The organism is Bradyrhizobium shewense, assembly GCF_900094605.1.
Taxonomy (GTDB): domain Bacteria; phylum Pseudomonadota; class Alphaproteobacteria; order Rhizobiales; family Xanthobacteraceae; genus Bradyrhizobium; species Bradyrhizobium shewense.
In genome coordinates this window covers 14,311-31,966 of the sequence record NZ_FMAI01000011.1, presented here as the reverse complement: position 1 = coordinate 31,966, position 17,656 = coordinate 14,311, and the positions used below count along the sequence as shown (strand labels likewise).

The 17,656-nt window shown below is 58.7% G+C and carries 16 protein-coding genes and 1 pseudogene; 4 read left to right on the top strand and 13 right to left on the bottom strand.

Features of this window, described 5'->3' with window-relative positions:
- Window positions 1-214 precede the first annotated feature (214 nt).
- The 7 genes and pseudogenes from GA0061098_RS46200 to GA0061098_RS21225 form a co-directional block, all read right to left on the bottom strand.
- Complete coding sequence (locus GA0061098_RS46200) at window positions 215-571, bottom strand: hypothetical protein (RefSeq protein WP_245323477.1); 357 nt, start codon at window positions 569-571, stop codon at window positions 215-217.
- Between the two features lie 3 nt (window positions 572-574).
- Window positions 575-1,516: pseudogene (locus GA0061098_RS46195) on the bottom strand (T6SS phospholipase effector Tle1-like catalytic domain-containing protein); the annotation flags it as partial.
- A 491-nt stretch (window positions 1,517-2,007) separates the two neighbouring features.
- On the bottom strand, window positions 2,008-2,190 hold the full coding sequence (locus tag GA0061098_RS45110) for a hypothetical protein (RefSeq protein WP_164934962.1): 183 nt from the start codon (window positions 2,188-2,190) through the stop codon (window positions 2,008-2,010).
- 133 nt (window positions 2,191-2,323) lie between these two features.
- A complete protein-coding gene (locus tag GA0061098_RS21240; protein WP_165637508.1) occupies window positions 2,324-2,848 on the bottom strand; it encodes a thermonuclease family protein in 525 nt (174 codons plus the stop codon).
- A gap of 18 nt (window positions 2,849-2,866) precedes the next feature.
- On the bottom strand, window positions 2,867-3,409 hold the full coding sequence (locus GA0061098_RS21235; protein ID WP_129590907.1) for a hypothetical protein: 543 nt from the start codon (window positions 3,407-3,409) through the stop codon (window positions 2,867-2,869).
- Window positions 3,379-4,908 (bottom strand): hypothetical protein, encoded by a 1,530-nt coding sequence (locus GA0061098_RS21230; protein ID WP_091960473.1) that lies wholly within the window; start codon window positions 4,906-4,908, stop codon window positions 3,379-3,381. Before GA0061098_RS21230 ends, GA0061098_RS21235 begins: the two co-directional genes overlap by 31 nt.
- 135 nt (window positions 4,909-5,043) lie before the next feature.
- On the bottom strand, window positions 5,044-6,051 hold the full coding sequence (locus tag GA0061098_RS21225) for a nucleotide kinase domain-containing protein (RefSeq protein WP_165637507.1): 1,008 nt from the start codon (window positions 6,049-6,051) through the stop codon (window positions 5,044-5,046).
- Between the two features lie 122 nt (window positions 6,052-6,173).
- Here GA0061098_RS21225 and GA0061098_RS21220 point away from each other — a divergent pair, with 122 nt between their 5' ends.
- The gene (locus GA0061098_RS21220; RefSeq protein ID WP_091960470.1) at window positions 6,174-7,325 is read left to right on the top strand and encodes a nucleoside triphosphate pyrophosphohydrolase family protein; all 1,152 of its coding nucleotides are present in this window, start codon (window positions 6,174-6,176) and stop codon (window positions 7,323-7,325) included.
- On the opposite strand, the gene GA0061098_RS21215 is transcribed toward GA0061098_RS21220, so the two are convergent.
- Genes GA0061098_RS21215 through GA0061098_RS21195 form a run of 5 tightly spaced genes read right to left on the bottom strand, consistent with a single transcriptional unit; the run spans window position 7,285 to window position 10,519 of the window.
- A complete protein-coding gene (locus GA0061098_RS21215; protein ID WP_091960467.1) occupies window positions 7,285-8,133 on the bottom strand; it encodes a hypothetical protein in 849 nt (282 codons plus the stop codon). The genes GA0061098_RS21220 and GA0061098_RS21215 overlap by 41 nt on opposite strands.
- 3 nt (window positions 8,134-8,136) lie before the next feature.
- Entirely contained in the window at window positions 8,137-8,781 is a 645-nt protein-coding gene (locus tag GA0061098_RS21210) for a C1 family peptidase (RefSeq protein ID WP_091960464.1), read from the bottom strand.
- Window positions 8,782-8,783: 2 nt separating this feature from the next.
- Window positions 8,784-9,794, bottom strand: a complete 1,011-nt coding sequence (locus GA0061098_RS21205) for an ImmA/IrrE family metallo-endopeptidase (RefSeq protein WP_091960461.1) — start codon at window positions 9,792-9,794, stop codon at window positions 8,784-8,786.
- Window positions 9,784-10,179 carry a helix-turn-helix domain-containing protein gene (locus GA0061098_RS21200; RefSeq protein WP_091960458.1) on the bottom strand — a complete coding sequence of 132 codons (396 nt, stop codon included), beginning with the start codon at window positions 10,177-10,179 and terminating at the stop codon, window positions 9,784-9,786. The genes GA0061098_RS21205 and GA0061098_RS21200 overlap by 11 nt, the downstream gene beginning before the upstream one ends.
- Window positions 10,169-10,519, bottom strand: coding sequence for an acyl carrier protein (locus tag GA0061098_RS21195; RefSeq protein WP_091960454.1), 351 nt, complete (start codon window positions 10,517-10,519; stop codon window positions 10,169-10,171). The genes GA0061098_RS21200 and GA0061098_RS21195 overlap by 11 nt, the downstream gene beginning before the upstream one ends.
- A gap of 623 nt (window positions 10,520-11,142) precedes the next feature.
- Between GA0061098_RS21195 and GA0061098_RS21190 the strand changes: the two genes are divergently transcribed.
- Both GA0061098_RS21190 and GA0061098_RS21185 read left to right on the top strand, forming a co-directional pair.
- Window positions 11,143-12,990 carry an ATP-dependent nuclease gene (locus GA0061098_RS21190; protein WP_091960450.1) on the top strand — a complete coding sequence of 616 codons (1,848 nt, stop codon included), beginning with the start codon at window positions 11,143-11,145 and terminating at the stop codon, window positions 12,988-12,990.
- 12 nt (window positions 12,991-13,002) lie between these two features.
- Window positions 13,003-14,829: a UvrD-helicase domain-containing protein gene (locus GA0061098_RS21185; RefSeq protein ID WP_091960447.1), complete on the top strand. Its 1,827-nt coding sequence runs from the start codon at window positions 13,003-13,005 to the stop codon at window positions 14,827-14,829.
- A 112-nt stretch (window positions 14,830-14,941) separates the two neighbouring features.
- On the opposite strand, the gene GA0061098_RS21180 is transcribed toward GA0061098_RS21185, so the two are convergent.
- A complete protein-coding gene (locus GA0061098_RS21180) occupies window positions 14,942-15,694 on the bottom strand; it encodes a hypothetical protein (protein ID WP_091960444.1) in 753 nt (250 codons plus the stop codon).
- Between the two features lie 704 nt (window positions 15,695-16,398).
- Between GA0061098_RS21180 and GA0061098_RS21175 the strand changes: the two genes are divergently transcribed.
- Entirely contained in the window at window positions 16,399-17,652 is a 1,254-nt protein-coding gene (locus GA0061098_RS21175) for a site-specific integrase (RefSeq protein WP_091960441.1), read from the top strand.
- Window positions 17,653-17,656 lie beyond the last annotated feature (4 nt).

Genomic DNA, 17,656 nt, shown 5'->3' with positions numbered 1-17,656 from the left:
CAATGCTTGTACTAAAGAAAATGCGTGGCGGCTGGCACACGGCGCACGTCCGCCAGAACCTTCGCGAGGTAGCAGAGCTGATCCCGATGCAAACCGCGGCCAGTACAAAGGCAACGAAGGCCGGTCTAGATCCTCAGCGCTGGCGCCAATACATCCGACTTGCGGTCCTCGTCTTTAACCGGCCAGAAGTTAGGCAGCTGCACTTCGCGCGAGTCTATTGGTCCGGCACGTTTACGTGGGGGTCGTCAGCTCGCACGGGAGGTTGCAATTGAGCAGGATCAACTTTCTTGCGCTGTGCCCACTCGATAAGGTTGGCCGGGCGATATGTTGGATCAGCACGCCATCGCTTGAACACGCTCGCGTCGATCGTCTCGTTGACGTTGATGTGGCTTCCGTCATCCCGGACATCCGGTTCTCGGCCGATGGTCCGAAACAGAGGAGGAGAAATCTTGGCGTACAATCCCGAGCCAAACGACGCATAGGAGTCGGCAATCGGTGCTTGCACAGCATCTCCATCCAGATCGACCTCCGATCGGAACGAGAGCCCCTGAGATTCCGCTTTCTTCATCATCCAGCGCAGCGGAGCCTGAGCAAGCAGATCCGTCTGATAGCCGCCCCCAACATTTGCGTGGGCACCGACAAACCAGCGCTACTCAACACCGGAGAGCGGACGCGGTTGCGCGATCACCGCGTTCGGATCTTTCGGGTGGCGAACGTCCCACAGCGTCGGAGCGAAGTCGTTCCGGTGCTCATCAATGGCAAGCGCGTGATAGCCATTTAGGATATGGATACGTAAGCCCGTCTGCAGATAATCGAACTGAGAACGGCTAATGCCTGGAATGTTTCCGGCGGCCACGCCGACGGATCCAACGGTATCCCACACGCCGACAACTTTCACTTTCGCCGGCTGGGAATATTTGAGCAACCACTTTTCCTGCTCTGTCAGCTTGCTGGTGTCTCCGAACGCTTCCTTCTCCTTCAACGTCCAGATGCTCTCCTCGTCACCCTTCCTGTAGCGATCAAACAGTTCGCTCACGCCGATGGGGGAGCCTGCTTTCAGGATGCCATCTATAGCGATCAACCCAGCCAGGCTTCGGGCTGTAAACGCGCCACGGCTGAAGCCGAAAATGAAGATTTCATCGCCGTCGTTGTAGTTCTCGATGAGCCACTCGTAGGCTAGGCGGATGTTCTCATCGAGCCCCTGGCCGAAAACACCGCCCAGGAAACCGTTGACCCCGACCTCGTAGTAGACGAGCTGAGGTTTACCATCCTTGCTTTTCGCGGCGCAAAGCGCGCGCATGCGCCAGACGTTCGTATTGCTGTTGATGCTATTCCATGTGCCGTCGAGAAAAATCGCGAGGCGCTTCTGCTGCTGCTCTGCGCCGACGAAGTTCAGCTGATTTCCGCTCTTCTCCGAGGGACGACCAATAATCACCCCTATCCAGACAATAGCCACGATCGCAAGTAAGAGGCCGATCGAGTGTCCGATCCGCTCGATCCATCGCAGAACCTTCATGATGTAGCCCCCAGCTGCATGACATTGGCCGACTGAAGAGAGAATCGGCGGCTTTGCCAGAGAATAAGCCGCCAGCTGATTCGATGCACGTCGCGCGTTTAAACAACGAACCTGCTACTTGGGCGGGTTTTCCCTCCGTCCGATTTCTTCATGGGACTTAGCCTTGAGGTGCTTTAGGGCCGCAGGCCCGACCAGGCGTGCGCCAAAGGCGCATCGCCTCAACGCAAAATGGCAATGAGCGTAGCGACCCGAAGGGGCACGCGGGTCCGAGTGCAGCGACGAGACCGGTTCAATAGCGGCACCCGGGAACGGGGCAGTGATAGCGATCGCCGCAGGCGAGCCCCTTTCCCGAGTGCCCCGGCGAGGAGCTCCGCAGTCCTTGCGCGAGGGATCGAAGCCGGATGGCCGAGACGCAAAGCGGCTCGGTTCACGAGAGCCCGGTGCGGCGAAAGCCGCACGCGCGCAAGCGAAAGAACTCGCCAGTCGAAGATCTAGATGTCCTCGCGCGCATGCGTCTGCGCGTCATAGATCCTGATCTGAAGCATGGGAAAACGCTTCTTTAGTTCTTCTCCACCTGCCCTGGCGCCGTCTCTGGTTGCGAATTCAGCTTTGAGCCGGCCATCCACTTCAAGTGCGTAACCAGAGGCCGGCAGTTCACGATTGGCTGCAACCATTTTATTCCCATTATGCAGTGAGGTGGTTGGGAATGATGGGTAGCGTGAGTCGCCCAAACCGCGCTAGACCCGCCGCCCGTGTACGGTGATCGGCCATCGCACTTTGTGGATTGATGCCTCGCAGTAGAGCCCATCACGGATGGGCATTTGCATCGTCCGAACAAGCGGACGGGTTTCCGCCGGTGCGGATGCACGCACGATAGAGCCACGGCTCGACGTAGCTGCCCTTCCAGAGCCCTTGGCCTGCGCGCTCGGCCTCCCGCTGAGCTTCGTGATATCTGCCCTTCGAATATTGAGGCCAATCCAGCGCGAGACCGTTGCGCACAAGCCATTCCCCAATATCCTTGCCCGCGACCGAACAGGTCGCGACCGTGCGGCCATACCGGTCGAGGCTCAGCGGGACACAGTTGACCGGACGCCGGGCAATGTAAGCGTCGAGGTCGTTCGCAGCCTGCGAACCACAGCGGTACTGCAAGCTATCCTCAGCGCGACATAGCTGAGTGCTTTCCGGAGCATCCACACCCCAAAGCCGGATCCGCGTTCCATGAATTTCCAATGTGTCGCCGTCAATGACGCTGGCCTGCCCGACAAAGCTGTCGGCGAGGACCGCGCTCGATAACAGCAGGAGCATCAATACAAGAATTCGGCGTTTGATCATGGCGTTGGGTACCAGCGATTACCGCAGATTGCGGGGATTGGATTTCGGCCAGTTCTCAAGCGGCTTCAGCACCGGAAGGTTCTCCGGCCGCTGGGGATAATGAAACTCCGTGCCACGCAGCCATCTGCCCTCGAAACGGTTCCAGAGCAGGATCGCATCCATCTGCCAGGTAAACTCATAGACCTTCCAAACACCGTCGCTCTTTATGACTTCACCAGTTGCGTTGAAGGGCAGACTGTTGAGCTTGCAGAGCGCGCAAATCTCATCCCAGTGCTCGCGGGTATAGCGATCCTCCAGAGCCACGTGATATGGCCGGTCGGCACACCAGCGCGGTCCGCCTCCACGCGGATAAAAGCCCTGGCGGGGCATCAGGAACTCGAAGATGCGCGCGATCGCCTTGCCGATCCGACGCGCCTCATCCGACGAAAGCTTGCCGAAGCTGTAGCGCTGCGCACAGCGGCGTAGGATGGCTTTACATGGCACCAGGGAACACGTGGAGGGACTGCCGGACTTGACTGACCAGATGAGGCCTATTGCTCGGCCTCGGCGGCGATCTTCCATGCGCCGTCATCTTCCATCTGCTGGGACAGGCGCTTCACCACGCAGATCAGCTCGACGAGCCGAACGCCGTCAATTGGGCGGATGTGCATTGTCGGCCGCCGCGCAGCGACGAGCTTCTGCATGTCGTGATCGAAGCTGGCCTGGTTTACGAAAATGTCGCCGAACACCTCCTCCCAATTCTTGCGGCTCAGAACAATCGATGAGAGGTGGCCGAGCTCCGTGTAGCTGATGAGCGGTATTGGAGCCTCACCGCGCTCCAGGGCCTGTTTTCGAATGCGCTTGGCATCACCGGCCACGTTGCCGTCGACCCGCTGCTTGAACCAGTCAGGGCCACATTTTTCCGAAAGTTTGCGTGTGATGTATGCCCTAAACTCTTCCTCGAAGCGTTCGAGCACCCTGTAGGCGTCGTGCCGCGTTCCGCGAGAGCGGATTGTCATTGAGACGTCGCCGAAGCCAATGACCGCGACCGTATTGGTATCGGAGCGGACGCCACTGGCGAGACCGCTTTCCACCACAACCTCGACCGCGACTGCAAGGTCCGCGCCAGCCAACCCCGGATCGACGTCAGCGGCATCGTACATGCGCCGACGGACCCGCGCGTCATTCCAGAAGTTCTCGGGCAGATCCGGACGTGTGCGCCATTGGCCGAACAGCGACTGATATGCTTCACGCCAGGCAGACGTTTGCGCGCCGAGCACATCGGTGACGCCTGCGAATGCGGACATCTTCAATCGCGTGGATTCGAGACTGGCGCTAAGGCCATGATCCAATCCAAGCACGGTGCTCAAACGTTGTTGGTCGATGCTGATTGAGCCCGAGTTCAGCATAGTACTGTGCAGGCGCGTCACCTCGGCGGCAATGTTTGGAAGCGTGGGATAGAGTTTGCTGATGTCGGCGACCTGCATCCTCCCGAGAGTGCTCGCCCACTGGCTCATGCGGGCGAGATCGCCGGCCGACCCGCCAAGCGACGCCAGGAGTGACTTCTCGATGGAGCGGTTTTGTTCGACAATCGCTCTCACGGCCTTCGAGAAGCCGTGAGCATTTTCAAAGTCGGAAAACACCCTTCGAGCCTGGCTGATTGCGTTGGCGAACTCCGGCGCAATTGCCATCTGCCTGAATTTCGCGAAGGCGTCAGCGGCTAATGGATCAACTCGAACTGACTTCATTCCAGCAAGCATGTTGGCGACTGCGGGGTCGATGGTGATCCCCGCGAGCATCTTCGCTGCTGACGTGATGCCTTCCAGTTCCGCCCTCGAAGGCAACCCGATCCCGCGGGCAAGCTCAGTTGCAGGTGATTTCATGTCGCGTAAGAGCGCCGCTGCGGGCGACTGCGACAATTCGCGAGCGAGATTGGCGGCCGAAGAGTTGGTCAACTCGTGAGCAAGCTTCGCGCTGGGAGAGTTGACCAGCTCGTTCGCCAATTTCAGCGCAGGAGAGTTCTGGAACTCGCGGCGGAGTGCCGCTGCGGAATCATCGGGAGGATCAATCGGATCTGACATCGTCGACTCGCCATGTGCTCGTCAAAACAGCGGTCGCTCGCCCGCCATGTCAATATAGCGGCAGGATCTGAAGATTTCCACGCGCCGTCCCGCGAGAAAATGGCACCCGGCCAAGCGCTCAATCAGCGACCGGAGCTAGATAAATGATGGTTGGACAGGCTCCTTGTAGGAGGCCTTCTGGAGTCTGAGCTGCTCGGACGGCACATGCAATCCCCAGCGGGCCGGGAATTGGGGAGCCGGCAACGGCCGATTGCTCCGACGGTAGATTTGCTTGATACGCGTGCGGTTGGCAATTCCAGCGATATCAGGATGCGCGACGCGGGCATATTTCGAAATTTCGCAAAACACATTCTGACAGTCGATCGGCTGCAGCCGCCGACCATATAGACCGGCGAACCCCAGCCCTAGTCTGGCGAATTCGCGCTCCTGGCGATCGGTCATCCAATGGATGACGTCTTCGGGCGTTGCGCGGCCCGTATCCGTGAAGCATTTGGAAATGCCGTCAAGCGCCCCCGGCCCGGCGACGACCATGTCAGCCTCGTCAAAATCGAGAAGCGACGAATAATTCAGGTCAATCGTATACTGGAATGCGAGGAACGGGCCCAGCCCCGGGTAACTCAGAACAAGCTCGTAGACCGTCCGTAATGAAGAAGCTTGTTTGATTCGCTCTGGAAGCCGATCCTTCATCATCTGCAGCAGCAGCGCGATATGGTTGCTGTGCTTGCGCTCTCGACCGTAAGACGGCGATGGCATGATATAGGCGGCCGAATAGATGCTGTTCCCTCGCCTACGCAGATTCTCGAGCGTCTCATCGAGAGCCGCCGCCTTGAAATTGGCCCAGGTCAACGGGCCGAGGCGATGTTCCACTGCCTCCCAGGTTTCGATCCGGTTGAAGATCTTGAACAAAATGGTGCGAAAGAAGACTTCGCGTGGATCCTGGGACCGGTCGGCCCCTGCCTGGACTTCTGATATCAGATACTGGCTGACCCGATCGGCCGCGCGATACGTGTTGGTGAACCGAAAACCCGACAGGATCGGATCAGCTGTACAAGGACCTACGGGGTCGGCGAGGCGACGGTAATACATCGCAAGCCGCTCGGCGGCGAAACGCCAATAGGTGTCGAAGACGATTGTTGGAGTCATCCGACGCCTTGTGACTGAGTTTCCTGGCACGAATTACCGTGCCCGGTGGGTAAAGAATCGCCAAGACGATATACTGTCAAGAACAGCCAGTCACGATGATCCGAACACGAAGAGAGGAATAGATGGTGAAAGGCGTTGATCGGCGGATAACGGCGTCCGATTTTGAGCGAAACGCGGTCGCCACGGACAAGCTTGAGTCCCGATTAGAGACCGCCCTGCTCGGTCTGGTCGGAGAGGTCGGCAGTCTCGTCAGCGCGCTGAAGAAGAAGCGTCGGGACACGGACGGATTTCTTGGGTATCACGACGCTGTTGTCGAGGAGCTGGGTGATGTCCTGTGGTATGTCTCTGCTGTGGCGCGCCGCGGGGGAACGACGCTCGAAGACATCTTGTCGCGCGCAATCGGCGAAGCGGCCGGGGACGGCACGGTGACGTTGGGTGCATTGGCGCCTCGCAGCTCGCGCGGCATTGACGAGAGTGCATTCGAGAAGTCGTTGCTCGAGCTCGCGGGCGAGAGCGGCGACCTCGCCAAGCGGTATGTGGGCGGCAACTACGCAGACAATGTTGATGCCCTGCGCGGCGACCTGATCAAGTTTATCCGCCCGCTGGGACATGCGGCATCGGCAGCCGAGGTATCGCTCGATGAGGCGGGATCCAGGAACATCGCCAAAACGCAGGAAAGCTGGCCCACGCAGCCCGCATTTCCGCCGCTGTTCGACGAGGGGCTGCATGCCGACGAACAGCTCCCTCGCCTGTTGCGGGTCGAGGTTTACGAACGCGAGGTCAACGGCAAGAAATATGTCTTTCAGAAAACAGGCGGGATCCTGCTGGGTGACCGGCTGACCGACAATCACCTTCCGGAAGACGACTATCGGTTTCACGATGTCTTTCACCTGGCTTTTGCTGCGGTGCTGGGGTGGTCCCCGACCACGCGGGCCTTGCTGAAGATCAAGCGGAAAAGTCTGGCGGCCATCGACGAAAACGAGGATGGCGCGCGCGCCAATCTGATCGAGGAAGGGCTTTCGACATGGATTTTTGAGACTGCAAAACGGCATCAGTTCTTCGCCAACACGCCACGGCTTGGGCTTGACCTATTGAAGGCGGTCAAGAATTTTGTGCAGGGCTACGAAGCGCACCGCCTGCCGTTGTGGATGTGGGACCGCTCCATTCTACAGGGGTATGCCGTCTTTCGCGAGCTGCAGGTTCACAGGCGCGGGATTGTCACGGCGGATCTCATCAAGCGGGAAGTTCGGTTCGAACGCTGGCCTGAGAGCTAGACGGAGGAGGCGACGAGGTCGCAACGGGTAAGGCGCGACACTGCCGAATGAGATCATTCGCCTCGGAGGTGCTCCAGCCGTGTACTACGCCATTCTGATTCTTCTTGCCGGCGTCGATCTCGGCATGCGTCGAGATGCAGGTCAACGAGCCGAGACGCGCTCCCGACTGCGCTGCAACGAAGGCCTGCAGCCGTCCGAGGCCAACGAAATTGCCGAGGCCGCGCGCGACATAAGCGTGATTGCGATACATTACCGTGAGCATCAAGGTCTTGTCATGGGTGAGCTTGAAGCTCAGGAAGCTCAGGCATTGACGGTTGGCGACCTTGCCGGCGTCCCGGGTCGGGTCGTAAATCGTCATTTCGTAGGTGTTGCGATAGGTCCGATCCGACTCGATCTGGGTTTTCATGAACTTGATCAGGTCGTCGAGGGGATTGATGACCCGGGTGTCTTGCCCCTTGACCTTCTTCCATGACGTCATGCGCTCGAAATAGCGGCCCCAATCGCGCGTCATCTGCTTCATGCGTGGCAGGACTGCTTCATAGGCAGCATAAAGGCCATCCGGCCCGTGGCGATCGAGCAGGCTTTGCGGAAAGATCGTATTGGCGACGCCCGCGACGGTGTTGACATGATGGCGGCGGAGAAAGTCGTCGACGGTGCCGAGAATGGCGTGATCAGCTTGCGAAATGCCGAGAGGGTCCTCGATATCGATGACGACGTTATAGGCTTCTCCTCCCGCATCCTGTACGGCAGCGGCGGCAGCGAGCCAGGCTTGGGCATTGGTCGGCTGCGTAGCAATTGGCGTATACATCGATCAAATCTCCGTCGTCAGGATGGAAGCCTCGATGAGGCGGGGCGTCAAATAATCTTCTGCGAGCCAGGCATATCCATTGAGGCCCCAGCCCCCGCCCCAGGAATTGCGGATCAAGACCAGTCTCTTGCCCGCACGTTCGCCATGGCCAGCTGCGACGACAGCGTGGCGCCGCTTTGGATCAATGGCCTCGTTGCGGTCAACTACACCGTCGGTATCAGGCAGATAAAATGCGTTCGACAGCGTCATTGTGATCAGGACTGGCACGCCCGCATCGAGCTGATCGACCAGATCCTGAAGGCCGGCCTTGCATGCCTCATGATCGCGGAAGAACAGTGCTGACGGCTTGGGCGGGACCCAAGTCGCAACATTGATGGGCGTGCTCTGGATGTACGGCCATTCCGGCTCGACCGGCTGGCCATCTGACTTGATGGCGGCGAGCATGGATGCCAGCGTCGAACCATCTTCCGGCTGGCCGCCGTCACGCTTGACCGCATGGTAGTAGGCCCATTCTGCCGACAACGGCGTCCATGCCGGCCGCAACGCCGCATGCGTATCGCTCGCTGCGAACGCCATGCATGTGGGACGAGGATTCTGATCCCGCGCAACGCCAAATTTGCTGCGCAGGTCGACGATGATTTTGACCATGCTTATGCAGCCTGCAGCACCCGCCTGAGCTCTGGCTCCCACATTCCGGGGCTTTCCGGACCGCGGAGATCGTAGCGAAGATGAAGTTGGTGAAGCGGAACGTCGGCGGCCCAGGGCCGCGATTCGCGCAGCGTGACTTCGCCTTGCAGGCGATCCTCCGATCGCGCCGTGACTTTACGCATCAAGGCTCCGCCGATTGCGTCCGGTGAGGTATCCTCGCGATCATCGTCGACCAGGGCAAAGCCCGCATCTCGAAGCTGGTCGAAGTTCCAAAGATAGCCTGCGCCGCTGTTCTCCCGCAGCTTGACGACGAACAGATCATTGCGCCCACCTTCAATCAGTGAGCCTTCGTCGCGCTCGGTCAGAAGCCAAACATCAACGTGCCAATCCGGCGGCTCGTAACCGCCCAGAAATTGCCGCTTGATCTGCTTGGGCTCGATGTCGATCAACCGCTCGCGCTGCCCGCGGCTAATCACCTTGTGACGCTCCAGCGCGTAGCAGGTCGCGGAATAGCTGGTGCCGAGGCGAAGCGAAGCCTGATACATATAGGCGGGATCTGCGAGTTGGCGGGCCGACCAGCCCTGACGCTGCAGCAACAAGGCGACAAGCCAGGCCGGCGTCAGAAACATGGACGCGAACGCATCGGCTTCCCGTTCCTGCCGGTCTGCAGTGCCCGTGGTCGCGAAAGGCGAGCGTCTCAGGATGTTTTCGTCATCAAGACTCGGCTCGTGACGCATGTAGTGATGTCCGAGCTCATGGGCGCCAGTGAATCGCTGCACCGGCAGTTGCCGCTTGGTCGTGATCAGGACGCCAGGCTCTTCGCTCGGCAGATAGGCACCGAGGAGCTTGTCCAGCGGCTGGAACATCAGCGTCGCCCCGAGCTTGGCAATCGCCGAGAACACGTCGATGCGGCTGGCATTGCCGCGCTCGAGCTGCTCGCGAATGCCGAGATCGCGATGGAGCGTATGCGCCGCCTTCGCGCCGGTCAGGATGGCCGCGCGGTTATCGGCCATCGGGCGTAGCCTTGGCTTTTGCGCGCGATTTCAAAAAATCGGCGAACCGTGCCAGCTCCTGGCGATCTTGCTGCGAAAGGGTTGCGGCCGCGCGCGCGACGTGAGCGACCTCCTTCGCGACCTCCGTGGTGGCATCAGGATCTTCTCCGGTAAACCACGCCAAAGGTCTTTGATACAGTTTTGCCAATCGCGCGAGTTCGATAGCGTCGACCTTCCGAGTGCCAGCTTCTATATTGGATAGCGCACTACGGGGTATACTAAGGACCTTGGCGACGTCGTCTTGCTTGAGACCGACGTATTCGCGCGCCTCTTTAAGGCGCTCACTGAGTACCTGGCGATCTGGTTCCGCTGGTGGCTGCGAAAAGCCGATGCGATCATTGGTCATGGGGTTGGGTCTCCTTCGTCGACTGCTCCCAGACCACCTGCGCCTGGGACATGAGATCGTTGACGCAGGCTTCGGCGCTATCGTAGCCACCTCGAGGAGAGAACGTTGCCGGCAGCTTAAGGCCGAGCATCTCTTCAACTGCACAGATGATTTCGACCGCGACGAGCGAGTCGACTTCTGGCTCCCAAGAAGGCCCCGGGACGATGCCAGGGACCGACGGAAGATGCGGCCGCAGGATAGCTTGATCGGCAGCCTGATGGGCGAGTGCATCTCGGATGCAGGCCTCAACCTGTGCCGCCGGAAACGTTACGACCTGAGGGGTGGAAACCGTGGTGGCCATCGATAGCCTCCGCTTTTGCGCAACCTAAGTCTGAATATCAGACGCATATATAGTCTATGTCCGATTTTCAGACAAGAGAGAAATCAGGAAATCTCAGCAAACCAACGGGGCGCCAGCTGTGGAGAACTCCGGCGAATCATGGTGTGGCTTGGCGAGTTTCGCACTGCTGCGAAGATTCAGTGAAATCAGGCCTTTGTCGTGCGCAGAATTCAGGTCCAAAATGGAGTTAGTTAAGTGACCGATGTGGGTTACGCGCACGTCTCAACGGATTGTCAGACGCGGAACTGGAGGTCGCCGGGGCTGGCGGGCCGCCGAAACACAACAAATTGGGCCGGGACGAAAGACCCGGCCTTCAATGCTAGCCGGCACCGCACTTGGGCGATGGCAGCCGATCAATTCACGAAGCCGGTTTTGGACCCGGATGGGCGAAGAGATCCTCCGGGAAGAACTTGATCTCCGGGTGTATCAGGGCCTTAACGACGCGCTCGACGAACTTGGGCTCCCCCTTTTCCAAGGGATACTGCCCACCGGGCGGTGATCCTTTCCGTAGAATGGCGGATATCAAGATACTATTTTAGTGATACTTCTTTCTAACACTCCCGTATCGATTGAGTTCAGGGGCAATGAAAATTCATTCTGTTACTATCGAGAATTTTAGGGGTATCCGCTCGGCGACCCTGGTTGTTCCAGACCACGCGGTCCTCATCGGCGACAACAATGCTGGCAAATCATCCGTGCTCGAGGCAATTGACCTCGTTCTTGGTCCCGATCGGCTGAACCGACGCCCTCCGGTGGACGAGCACGATTTTTATCAGGGCAAGTATCTCGCAGAGGCTCCTGACGCTGATGATGAGAGCAACAACGAAGACGATGCGGCGGCACCTCCGGTAGAGGCACCCAAAATCAAGGTCGAAGTTGCGATCACCAACCTTTCGTTAGAACAGCAGGCGCGTTTTGGGGGGCAGGTCGAATGGTTAAAGGCCAGCACCGGCGAGTTTTACGATGAGCCAAATCCCGCTGGGGTCGACGCAATCGATATTGTCGCCGCTCTCAGGGTGACATTCATCGGCCAATATGATGCCGAAGAAGACGACTTCATCGGGAACACCTACTTTAGCCGAACTATCACAGAGGAGGAGACACCGATCCCCTTCTCAAAGAAAGACAAGCAGCACTGCGGCTTCCTGTTCCTACGGTCCCTGCGAACAGGATCACGCGCACTCAGCCTCGAGCATGGCAGCTTGCTCGACATTATCCTGCGTCTCAAAGAAATCCGCCCACAGATGTGGGAGGGTACCCTCAAGACCCTTGCAGACTTTGACGTAGCGAGCGCCGCCGAGTTTGGCATTTCGGGTGTCCTCGAGAGCATCAACAGGTCGTTGAAGAAGTATGTTCCCCGCGAGTGGGGCGTAAGCCCGCATCTCAAGGTGTCCAGCCTAACTCGTGAGCATTTACGGAAAGTGGTGACGGCCTTCATTGCAACAGGCAGCGGCGACCACGCCGCACCCTTCTATCGCCAGGGAACTGGCACGATCAATATGCTGGTCCTCGCACTGCTATCCCAGATAGCAGAGGACAAGCAGAACGTAATCTTTGCAATGGAAGAGGTCGAGACGGCAATACCACCATACGCTCAGAAACGAATTGTCCATGAGCTGCGGAAACTGTCAGCGCAATCGATCTTCACTTCGCATTCGCCCTACGTTCTGGAGGAATTCACCCTCGATCAGACAGTAATTGTATCGCGTACGGATACTGGCGTTCTGACCGCCGCAAAGATCGATTTGCCAGAAAGCGTGAAGCACAAACGCTATCGTCAGGAATTCCGGACACGGTTTTGCGAGGGGTTGCTGGCCCGTCGCGTGCTCATCGCCGAGGGCGCCACGGAAGCGACATCGCTCCCGGTCGCCTCGCGTCGACTAGCTGAGTTGAATCCGACGACCTACGCTTCAGTAGAAGCACTTGGCATCTGCGTGATCGATGCCGGAACCGAAAGCCAAATCGCAGATTTGGCGAAGCTCTACAAGAGCCTCGGCAAGCGGACCTTTGCACTCTGCGACAAACAAACGGACGAGGCAAAGGCAGCGATCGAGGCCCAGGTTGAACGTGTCTTCATGCACGGCGAGAAGGGAATCGAGGATCTCGTCCTGAAGAATACGACGCAGGCGGCGCTGGAGCGGTTCGCAGACACTCTCCAGTGGCCCCCTCACCTACTGGCGAAATACCCAAACCCGAAGGCACAGGCTCTCGCCGCACTGAAGGAATATTTCGGTTGGGCCAAGGGAAATTGGGGTATCGCGGATTTTCTTGCCCAATGCAACGAGAGCGAGATCCCACAGTGGCTTCGCGACACCTGTTTAGCACTCAAGTTTGCATGCGAGCCGCCGCCATTTCCATTTCCTCTTCCTCCCCCTCCGCCGTGGCCGCCGAAGGCGGGTAAGGACGAGTTGCTCGTCAATCCACTTGGGTAGGTGAGTGCAGGCATGGTCGAACTCACTGACGGACAAAAAGAGGTCCTGCGCGTTGACGGTTATCAGCTGGTGAAGGGTGGCCCTGGATCAGGAAAGACGACCGTCTCCATCCTCAAAGCTGCAAAGATTGCGCGGGAGACGTTGCGGCCAGAGCAGCGCATTCTGTTTTTAAGTTTTGCTCGCGCGACGGTCTCACGCGTGTTGGAAGCGATAGACGAAGAAAATCACATCACGCGGGAGGAAAAGCGTCGGATTGAGGTCGATACGTATCACGCCTTCTTTTGGCGCGTTCTGAAAACACATGGATATCTCGTCGGCTTCCCTCGGCGACTGACTATCCTGACGCCTCCGAACGAGGCGATCGCGCTGTCCAGCGTGCGCAGCAATTACAAGAAGGAATCGAAGCTTTCCGCTGAGGAGAAGGCCCAGAAATGGGAACGGGAAGACGCGGAACGCAATCGGTTGGCGATGGAAGAAGGTAAGATCTGTTTTGATCTTTTCGCAGGTCGCGTGGGCACATTGCTGCACGGGTCGCAAAAGGTTCGGACGCTGATCTCGACGATGTATCCCTTCATAATCCTAGACGAGTTTCAGGATACCAGCGCGGATCAGTGGCGGGTAGTAGAAGCCCTCGGCAGAGGAAGCACGCTGATCGCGTTGGCTGATCCAGAGCAACGGATATTCGACTTCATCGGAGCTGATCCGGAGCGGCTCGACCACTTCAAGGCCGCGTTCAAACCATCGGTCCATGATCTTGCCGGCGACAACCATCGAAGCAAAGGCACCGAGATTGCGCTGTTCGGAAACGATATCCTCGTGGGCAGGTTTCGGCAATCTAACTATCAGGGGATAGATTTTGGAGTCTTTGAATCCAACCAGAACCAAGCTTTTGCTACTTTAGTAACTCAGGTGCTCCAGGCACGGAAACGACTGATCGAGAGCGGGAAGCGCGACTGGTCACTCGCAATCCTGGTGCCGACGAAGAAAATGACCCGCCTCGTGTCTGACACCCTTCGCGAGCCGTTTGGAACAGTCCCGCCTATCAATCATACCGCAGCAGTCGACATGGAGGGACCGATCCTGGCGGCTGAGATCATCGCCTTCCTACTGCAGCAAGACAGAGATGAAGCATCGTTCGATCAATTTGTGGAGCTGCTTTGTGGCTATTTCCACGGGCGTGGAGGAGCTGCGCCGACGAAGGGCGACTTAGAAGAAGCGGCACGCTTTCGGGCCGCACTGACGAAATGGAATGAGTGTCTCGCAACGGGAAGGCCAACGCCCGCGAAGAGCGTTTTGAAGGCAACTGGTGGGATCTATGGGTCAGCCAGCGCGCTGGCACTGGCAGGAGATCCGGATAAGGACTGGGTCGCGGTTCGCGCGATCCTCGCTGCTGGCGGTTGTTCACGCCTAAAAGACGTCGCTAAGGAAGTGCGGAATGTGCGCCTGCTGGAGCGGGGAACTCAGCTTCGCCAAGGACTCGTGCAAGATTGGCGCGACTTTGGACGATATCGCAATGCGTTGGCGATCACGCGGCAAGCGTTCGTGCAGGAGCATTTCGCCACAGCGCACAAGCCTGAATCAGGCGTCGTCGTGATGAATATGCACAAGGCAAAGGGCAAGCAATTTGATGAAGTTATCATTTTCGAGGGTTGGCCTAGGCGCGTCAGAGGCGAGATCGTGGCCAACCCTGACCGAATTGTCGGGGGCAATGTCCGGGACGGAGCGATGATCCAGGCGCGCCAGAACTTTCGCGTCAGCGTAACGCGCGCGAAGATCCGTACGACGATCCTCACACCGAAAGATGATATCTGCGTATTGCTGAGGCGTGCGGATGGCTAGCCAGTGCGGCCGACGGGGGCATGTCTTACGGGTCGGGATGGCAAAAGCGACCCGGAAGAGCGGACAACAGACCAAGGTAAGGTCGAGCGCCAGAACGTCGTGGCTGCCCTCGTCAGTTACCTCGTCGCGTCAGAAATTTTAGAAGCCCCTTTGGTTGCTGAGGACCCGCTGGCGGTGCGCTCGAGATCGGGTTCTTGTGTGTGGGCTGCTCAAACGGTGACTGCGGTTCGTATCTGATTGCTTCCGCGTCGACGTGATTATGCCAGGAGCCATTATTTTCAAGATCAAAGTCCATTTTTTTCGCCACCTGCGCGACCACCTCTTTTCTCAGCGTGTTGGCACACTCAAGCGCGAGATCTGCTTCGTCAGGCGAAGCACTCTCCCCATCGTGAGCGATCGCATTGCGCTTGGGGACGATGACAGTGACGAACGTCTTCCAGAGGGGGGATCCATCCGAGAGCTTTAGCTCGCCGAGTTTGATATCGTATATGCTTAGCACGCTTGGTAGGAGGTCGCGTTGGATTGCCTGTTTGCCGTGTTGGACTATGTGCCGAGTGAGAATTTTGGCCCAACTTCCAGAGAGGAAGGCGCCCTGCAGTAACGGCTCAACGAGCAAATATCGTGTGATCAGTTCAATTGCGGTCACCGCACCGATGACGGCAAAACGTGGGTATCCACCTTGGCGGGCATAGCGGGCCTGCGTGATTATGTCGTCGAGCCGCGTGTCAATGGCGTCGCCGTAGGTACCCAAGAAGTCGCGGATTGGTTGATTGGATAGATTCTTGACCGCCTTGGCGATGTCCTCCTGCCGACCGATTTCTTCCCAATATTCTTCTTCATACCAACTGTCTGGGTCTCGGCTCATGGAAGGCTCGCTGGTGCGTGGGGCCAGCGAGAGTAGCACGTTCGTCCGATCACGCCCTTAGGTTCGAGCGCCTAGCACGACATTGCGAGTTGTGCGCACTTGGGGTCTGTCGGTGTCTCCTGAACGGCTGATGCTCCGGTAATTCGGCCTGCGACCGGCGGCAACCGACTTTCACTTTTTCGCGAGCCTGAGAAGAGTGGCATGAAAAAAGACCGTTTGAAAAACCGTTTTAGTTCGGCTCTCTCAAACGGTTTCTGTCGCTAAGGTCTTGATTTGTTTGGTGCGCACACCACGGCTCGAACCTGGGACCCGCTGATTAAGAGTCGCGAATCGTCCGATTTGCGCTCCCAAGCCGCCGATTCCCGTACTGCCTGGGCACAAAGGTTTGCGGCGAGCAATTTTCGAATAAGCAATGAGCCGAGTGGTCGGACCAAATGTCTGGGTGAATTAATCATGTCGCGTTCATAGATGCCAAGGCGCAACACCGACAAGCTCGCTCGCGCTAAATCACGGCCTGCTCCTGCTCAATGGGACGAGGACGAAGTGATGACCCTAGTCGAGGCTATCGCGGTGTTTTTTCCTTCGGGTCCGTTGACGCTATCATCACTGCGCAGGGCAGCCGCAGCTGGGACTCTTGAAATCGCCAAAGTGGCGGGCAAGGATCTGACTACCCCTCGTGCCATTCGCAAATTGGTCAAGCCGTCATGCCGGGCCGCAAAGCCAAGCCGCCACGACTCTGGTTCAGAGAAGACGATGAAACCTGGATCATCCTCGACCGTGGCCGGCAGATCCGCACAGGCTGCAGCCGCGACGACATTGACGGCGCTGCGAAGGCGCTCGAAACCTACATCGGCGAGCGACATACCAGCACTGTCGGCGCGACCGACCCCAGCGCCCTCGCCATAGCTGACGTCCTTACCGCCTACGAAATTGCAAAGCGCCCCAAGGAAAAGAGCGACCAACGCGGTTGGGCGCAGCACGATCTACTGCTTATCCGCTTGCTCGATCTCAACAATTTCTTTGGAGACAAGACTGTCAGCGCGATCAAGGCGCAGCTCTGCCGCGACTTTGTTGACTGGTCGACCGGCACACCCAACGACAACAACAAGGCCGCCGGCATTGCGCCGCGCGAGAGCAAGGTGTCCGACCAGACGGCGCGGCGGCGCTTGGAGGATCTGCGCGCCGCGGTCAACGCCTATCACGCCGAGCATACGCTGAGCTTCGTGCCTAGGGTGACGTTGCCGACCACGACCGAGGGCCGGCAACGCTGGCTCACGCGTAACGAAGCCGCGCGCCTGCTAGGGGCCGCGCTCGGCTATGTCTGGGATGGAGAGAAGAAGACGTGGAAGCGTGCCAACGGCCGACTGGTCCGCCGCGAGCGTTGGATCATAAACCGCCGCCGGCCGGCCGCGCGCTTCATCCTGGTCGGCCTCTATTCGGCCAGGCGCGAGGAGACGATCCGGCGGACGCAATGGCTGGCGACTACGACGCATCCATGGATGAACTTGGACACGATGATCTATCAGGGCCGCGGCACCGAGGAGCGCAAGACCAAGAAGCGCCGGCCTCCGGCGAAGATCGCGAACCGGCTGCGGCCGCACTTGGTGCGCTGGCGCAAGATCGATGCACACCGATCGGCCGAGCTACGCGCCGCCGGCATCATGAAGACAGGCGAAGAGATCCGCTTCGTCGTCACGCGCATGAACGACGGGCGCCCGCTCGCCGGGAAGATCCGTTCAGCCTGGGAAGGCATTCTCGAGGATGCCGGGCTCGGTGAGGACGTCGTGCGGCACTCGCTGCGCCACACCGCCGCGACCTGGTTGATGCAGCAGGGCACCGACCGCTGGCAGGCCGCCGGCTGGCTCGGGATGACGCTGGAGCAGCTTGAGAACGGCTACGGGCACCATCACCCGGATTTCCAGGAAGAGGCGGCGGAGGCGTTCGGGGGAAGGCGTTAGCGTT

Coding starts and splice junctions, on each gene's coding strand:
- GA0061098_RS21200 (WP_091960458.1), bottom strand. CDS start 10,179: ATGACCAATGATCGCATCGGCTTTTCGCAGCCACCAGCGGAACCAGAT.
- GA0061098_RS21220 (WP_091960470.1), top strand. CDS start 6,174: ATGGTGAAAGGCGTTGATCGGCGGATAACGGCGTCCGATTTTGAGCGA.
- GA0061098_RS21175 (WP_091960441.1), top strand. CDS start 16,399: ATGCCGGGCCGCAAAGCCAAGCCGCCACGACTCTGGTTCAGAGAAGAC.
- GA0061098_RS21185 (WP_091960447.1), top strand. CDS start 13,003: ATGGTCGAACTCACTGACGGACAAAAAGAGGTCCTGCGCGTTGACGGT.
- GA0061098_RS21180 (WP_091960444.1), bottom strand. CDS start 15,694: ATGAGCCGAGACCCAGACAGTTGGTATGAAGAAGAATATTGGGAAGAA.
- GA0061098_RS45110 (WP_164934962.1), bottom strand. CDS start 2,190: ATGGTTGCAGCCAATCGTGAACTGCCGGCCTCTGGTTACGCACTTGAA.
- GA0061098_RS21210 (WP_091960464.1), bottom strand. CDS start 8,781: ATGGTCAAAATCATCGTCGACCTGCGCAGCAAATTTGGCGTTGCGCGG.
- GA0061098_RS46200 (WP_245323477.1), bottom strand. CDS start 571: ATGATGAAGAAAGCGGAATCTCAGGGGCTCTCGTTCCGATCGGAGGTC.
- GA0061098_RS21215 (WP_091960467.1), bottom strand. CDS start 8,133: ATGTATACGCCAATTGCTACGCAGCCGACCAATGCCCAAGCCTGGCTC.
- GA0061098_RS21195 (WP_091960454.1), bottom strand. CDS start 10,519: ATGGCCACCACGGTTTCCACCCCTCAGGTCGTAACGTTTCCGGCGGCA.
- GA0061098_RS21240 (WP_165637508.1), bottom strand. CDS start 2,848: ATGATCAAACGCCGAATTCTTGTATTGATGCTCCTGCTGTTATCGAGC.
- GA0061098_RS21190 (WP_091960450.1), top strand. CDS start 11,143: ATGAAAATTCATTCTGTTACTATCGAGAATTTTAGGGGTATCCGCTCG.
- GA0061098_RS21225 (WP_165637507.1), bottom strand. CDS start 6,051: ATGACTCCAACAATCGTCTTCGACACCTATTGGCGTTTCGCCGCCGAG.
- GA0061098_RS21230 (WP_091960473.1), bottom strand. CDS start 4,908: ATGTCAGATCCGATTGATCCTCCCGATGATTCCGCAGCGGCACTCCGC.
- GA0061098_RS21235 (WP_129590907.1), bottom strand. CDS start 3,409: ATGGAAGATCGCCGCCGAGGCCGAGCAATAGGCCTCATCTGGTCAGTC.
- GA0061098_RS21205 (WP_091960461.1), bottom strand. CDS start 9,794: ATGGCCGATAACCGCGCGGCCATCCTGACCGGCGCGAAGGCGGCGCAT.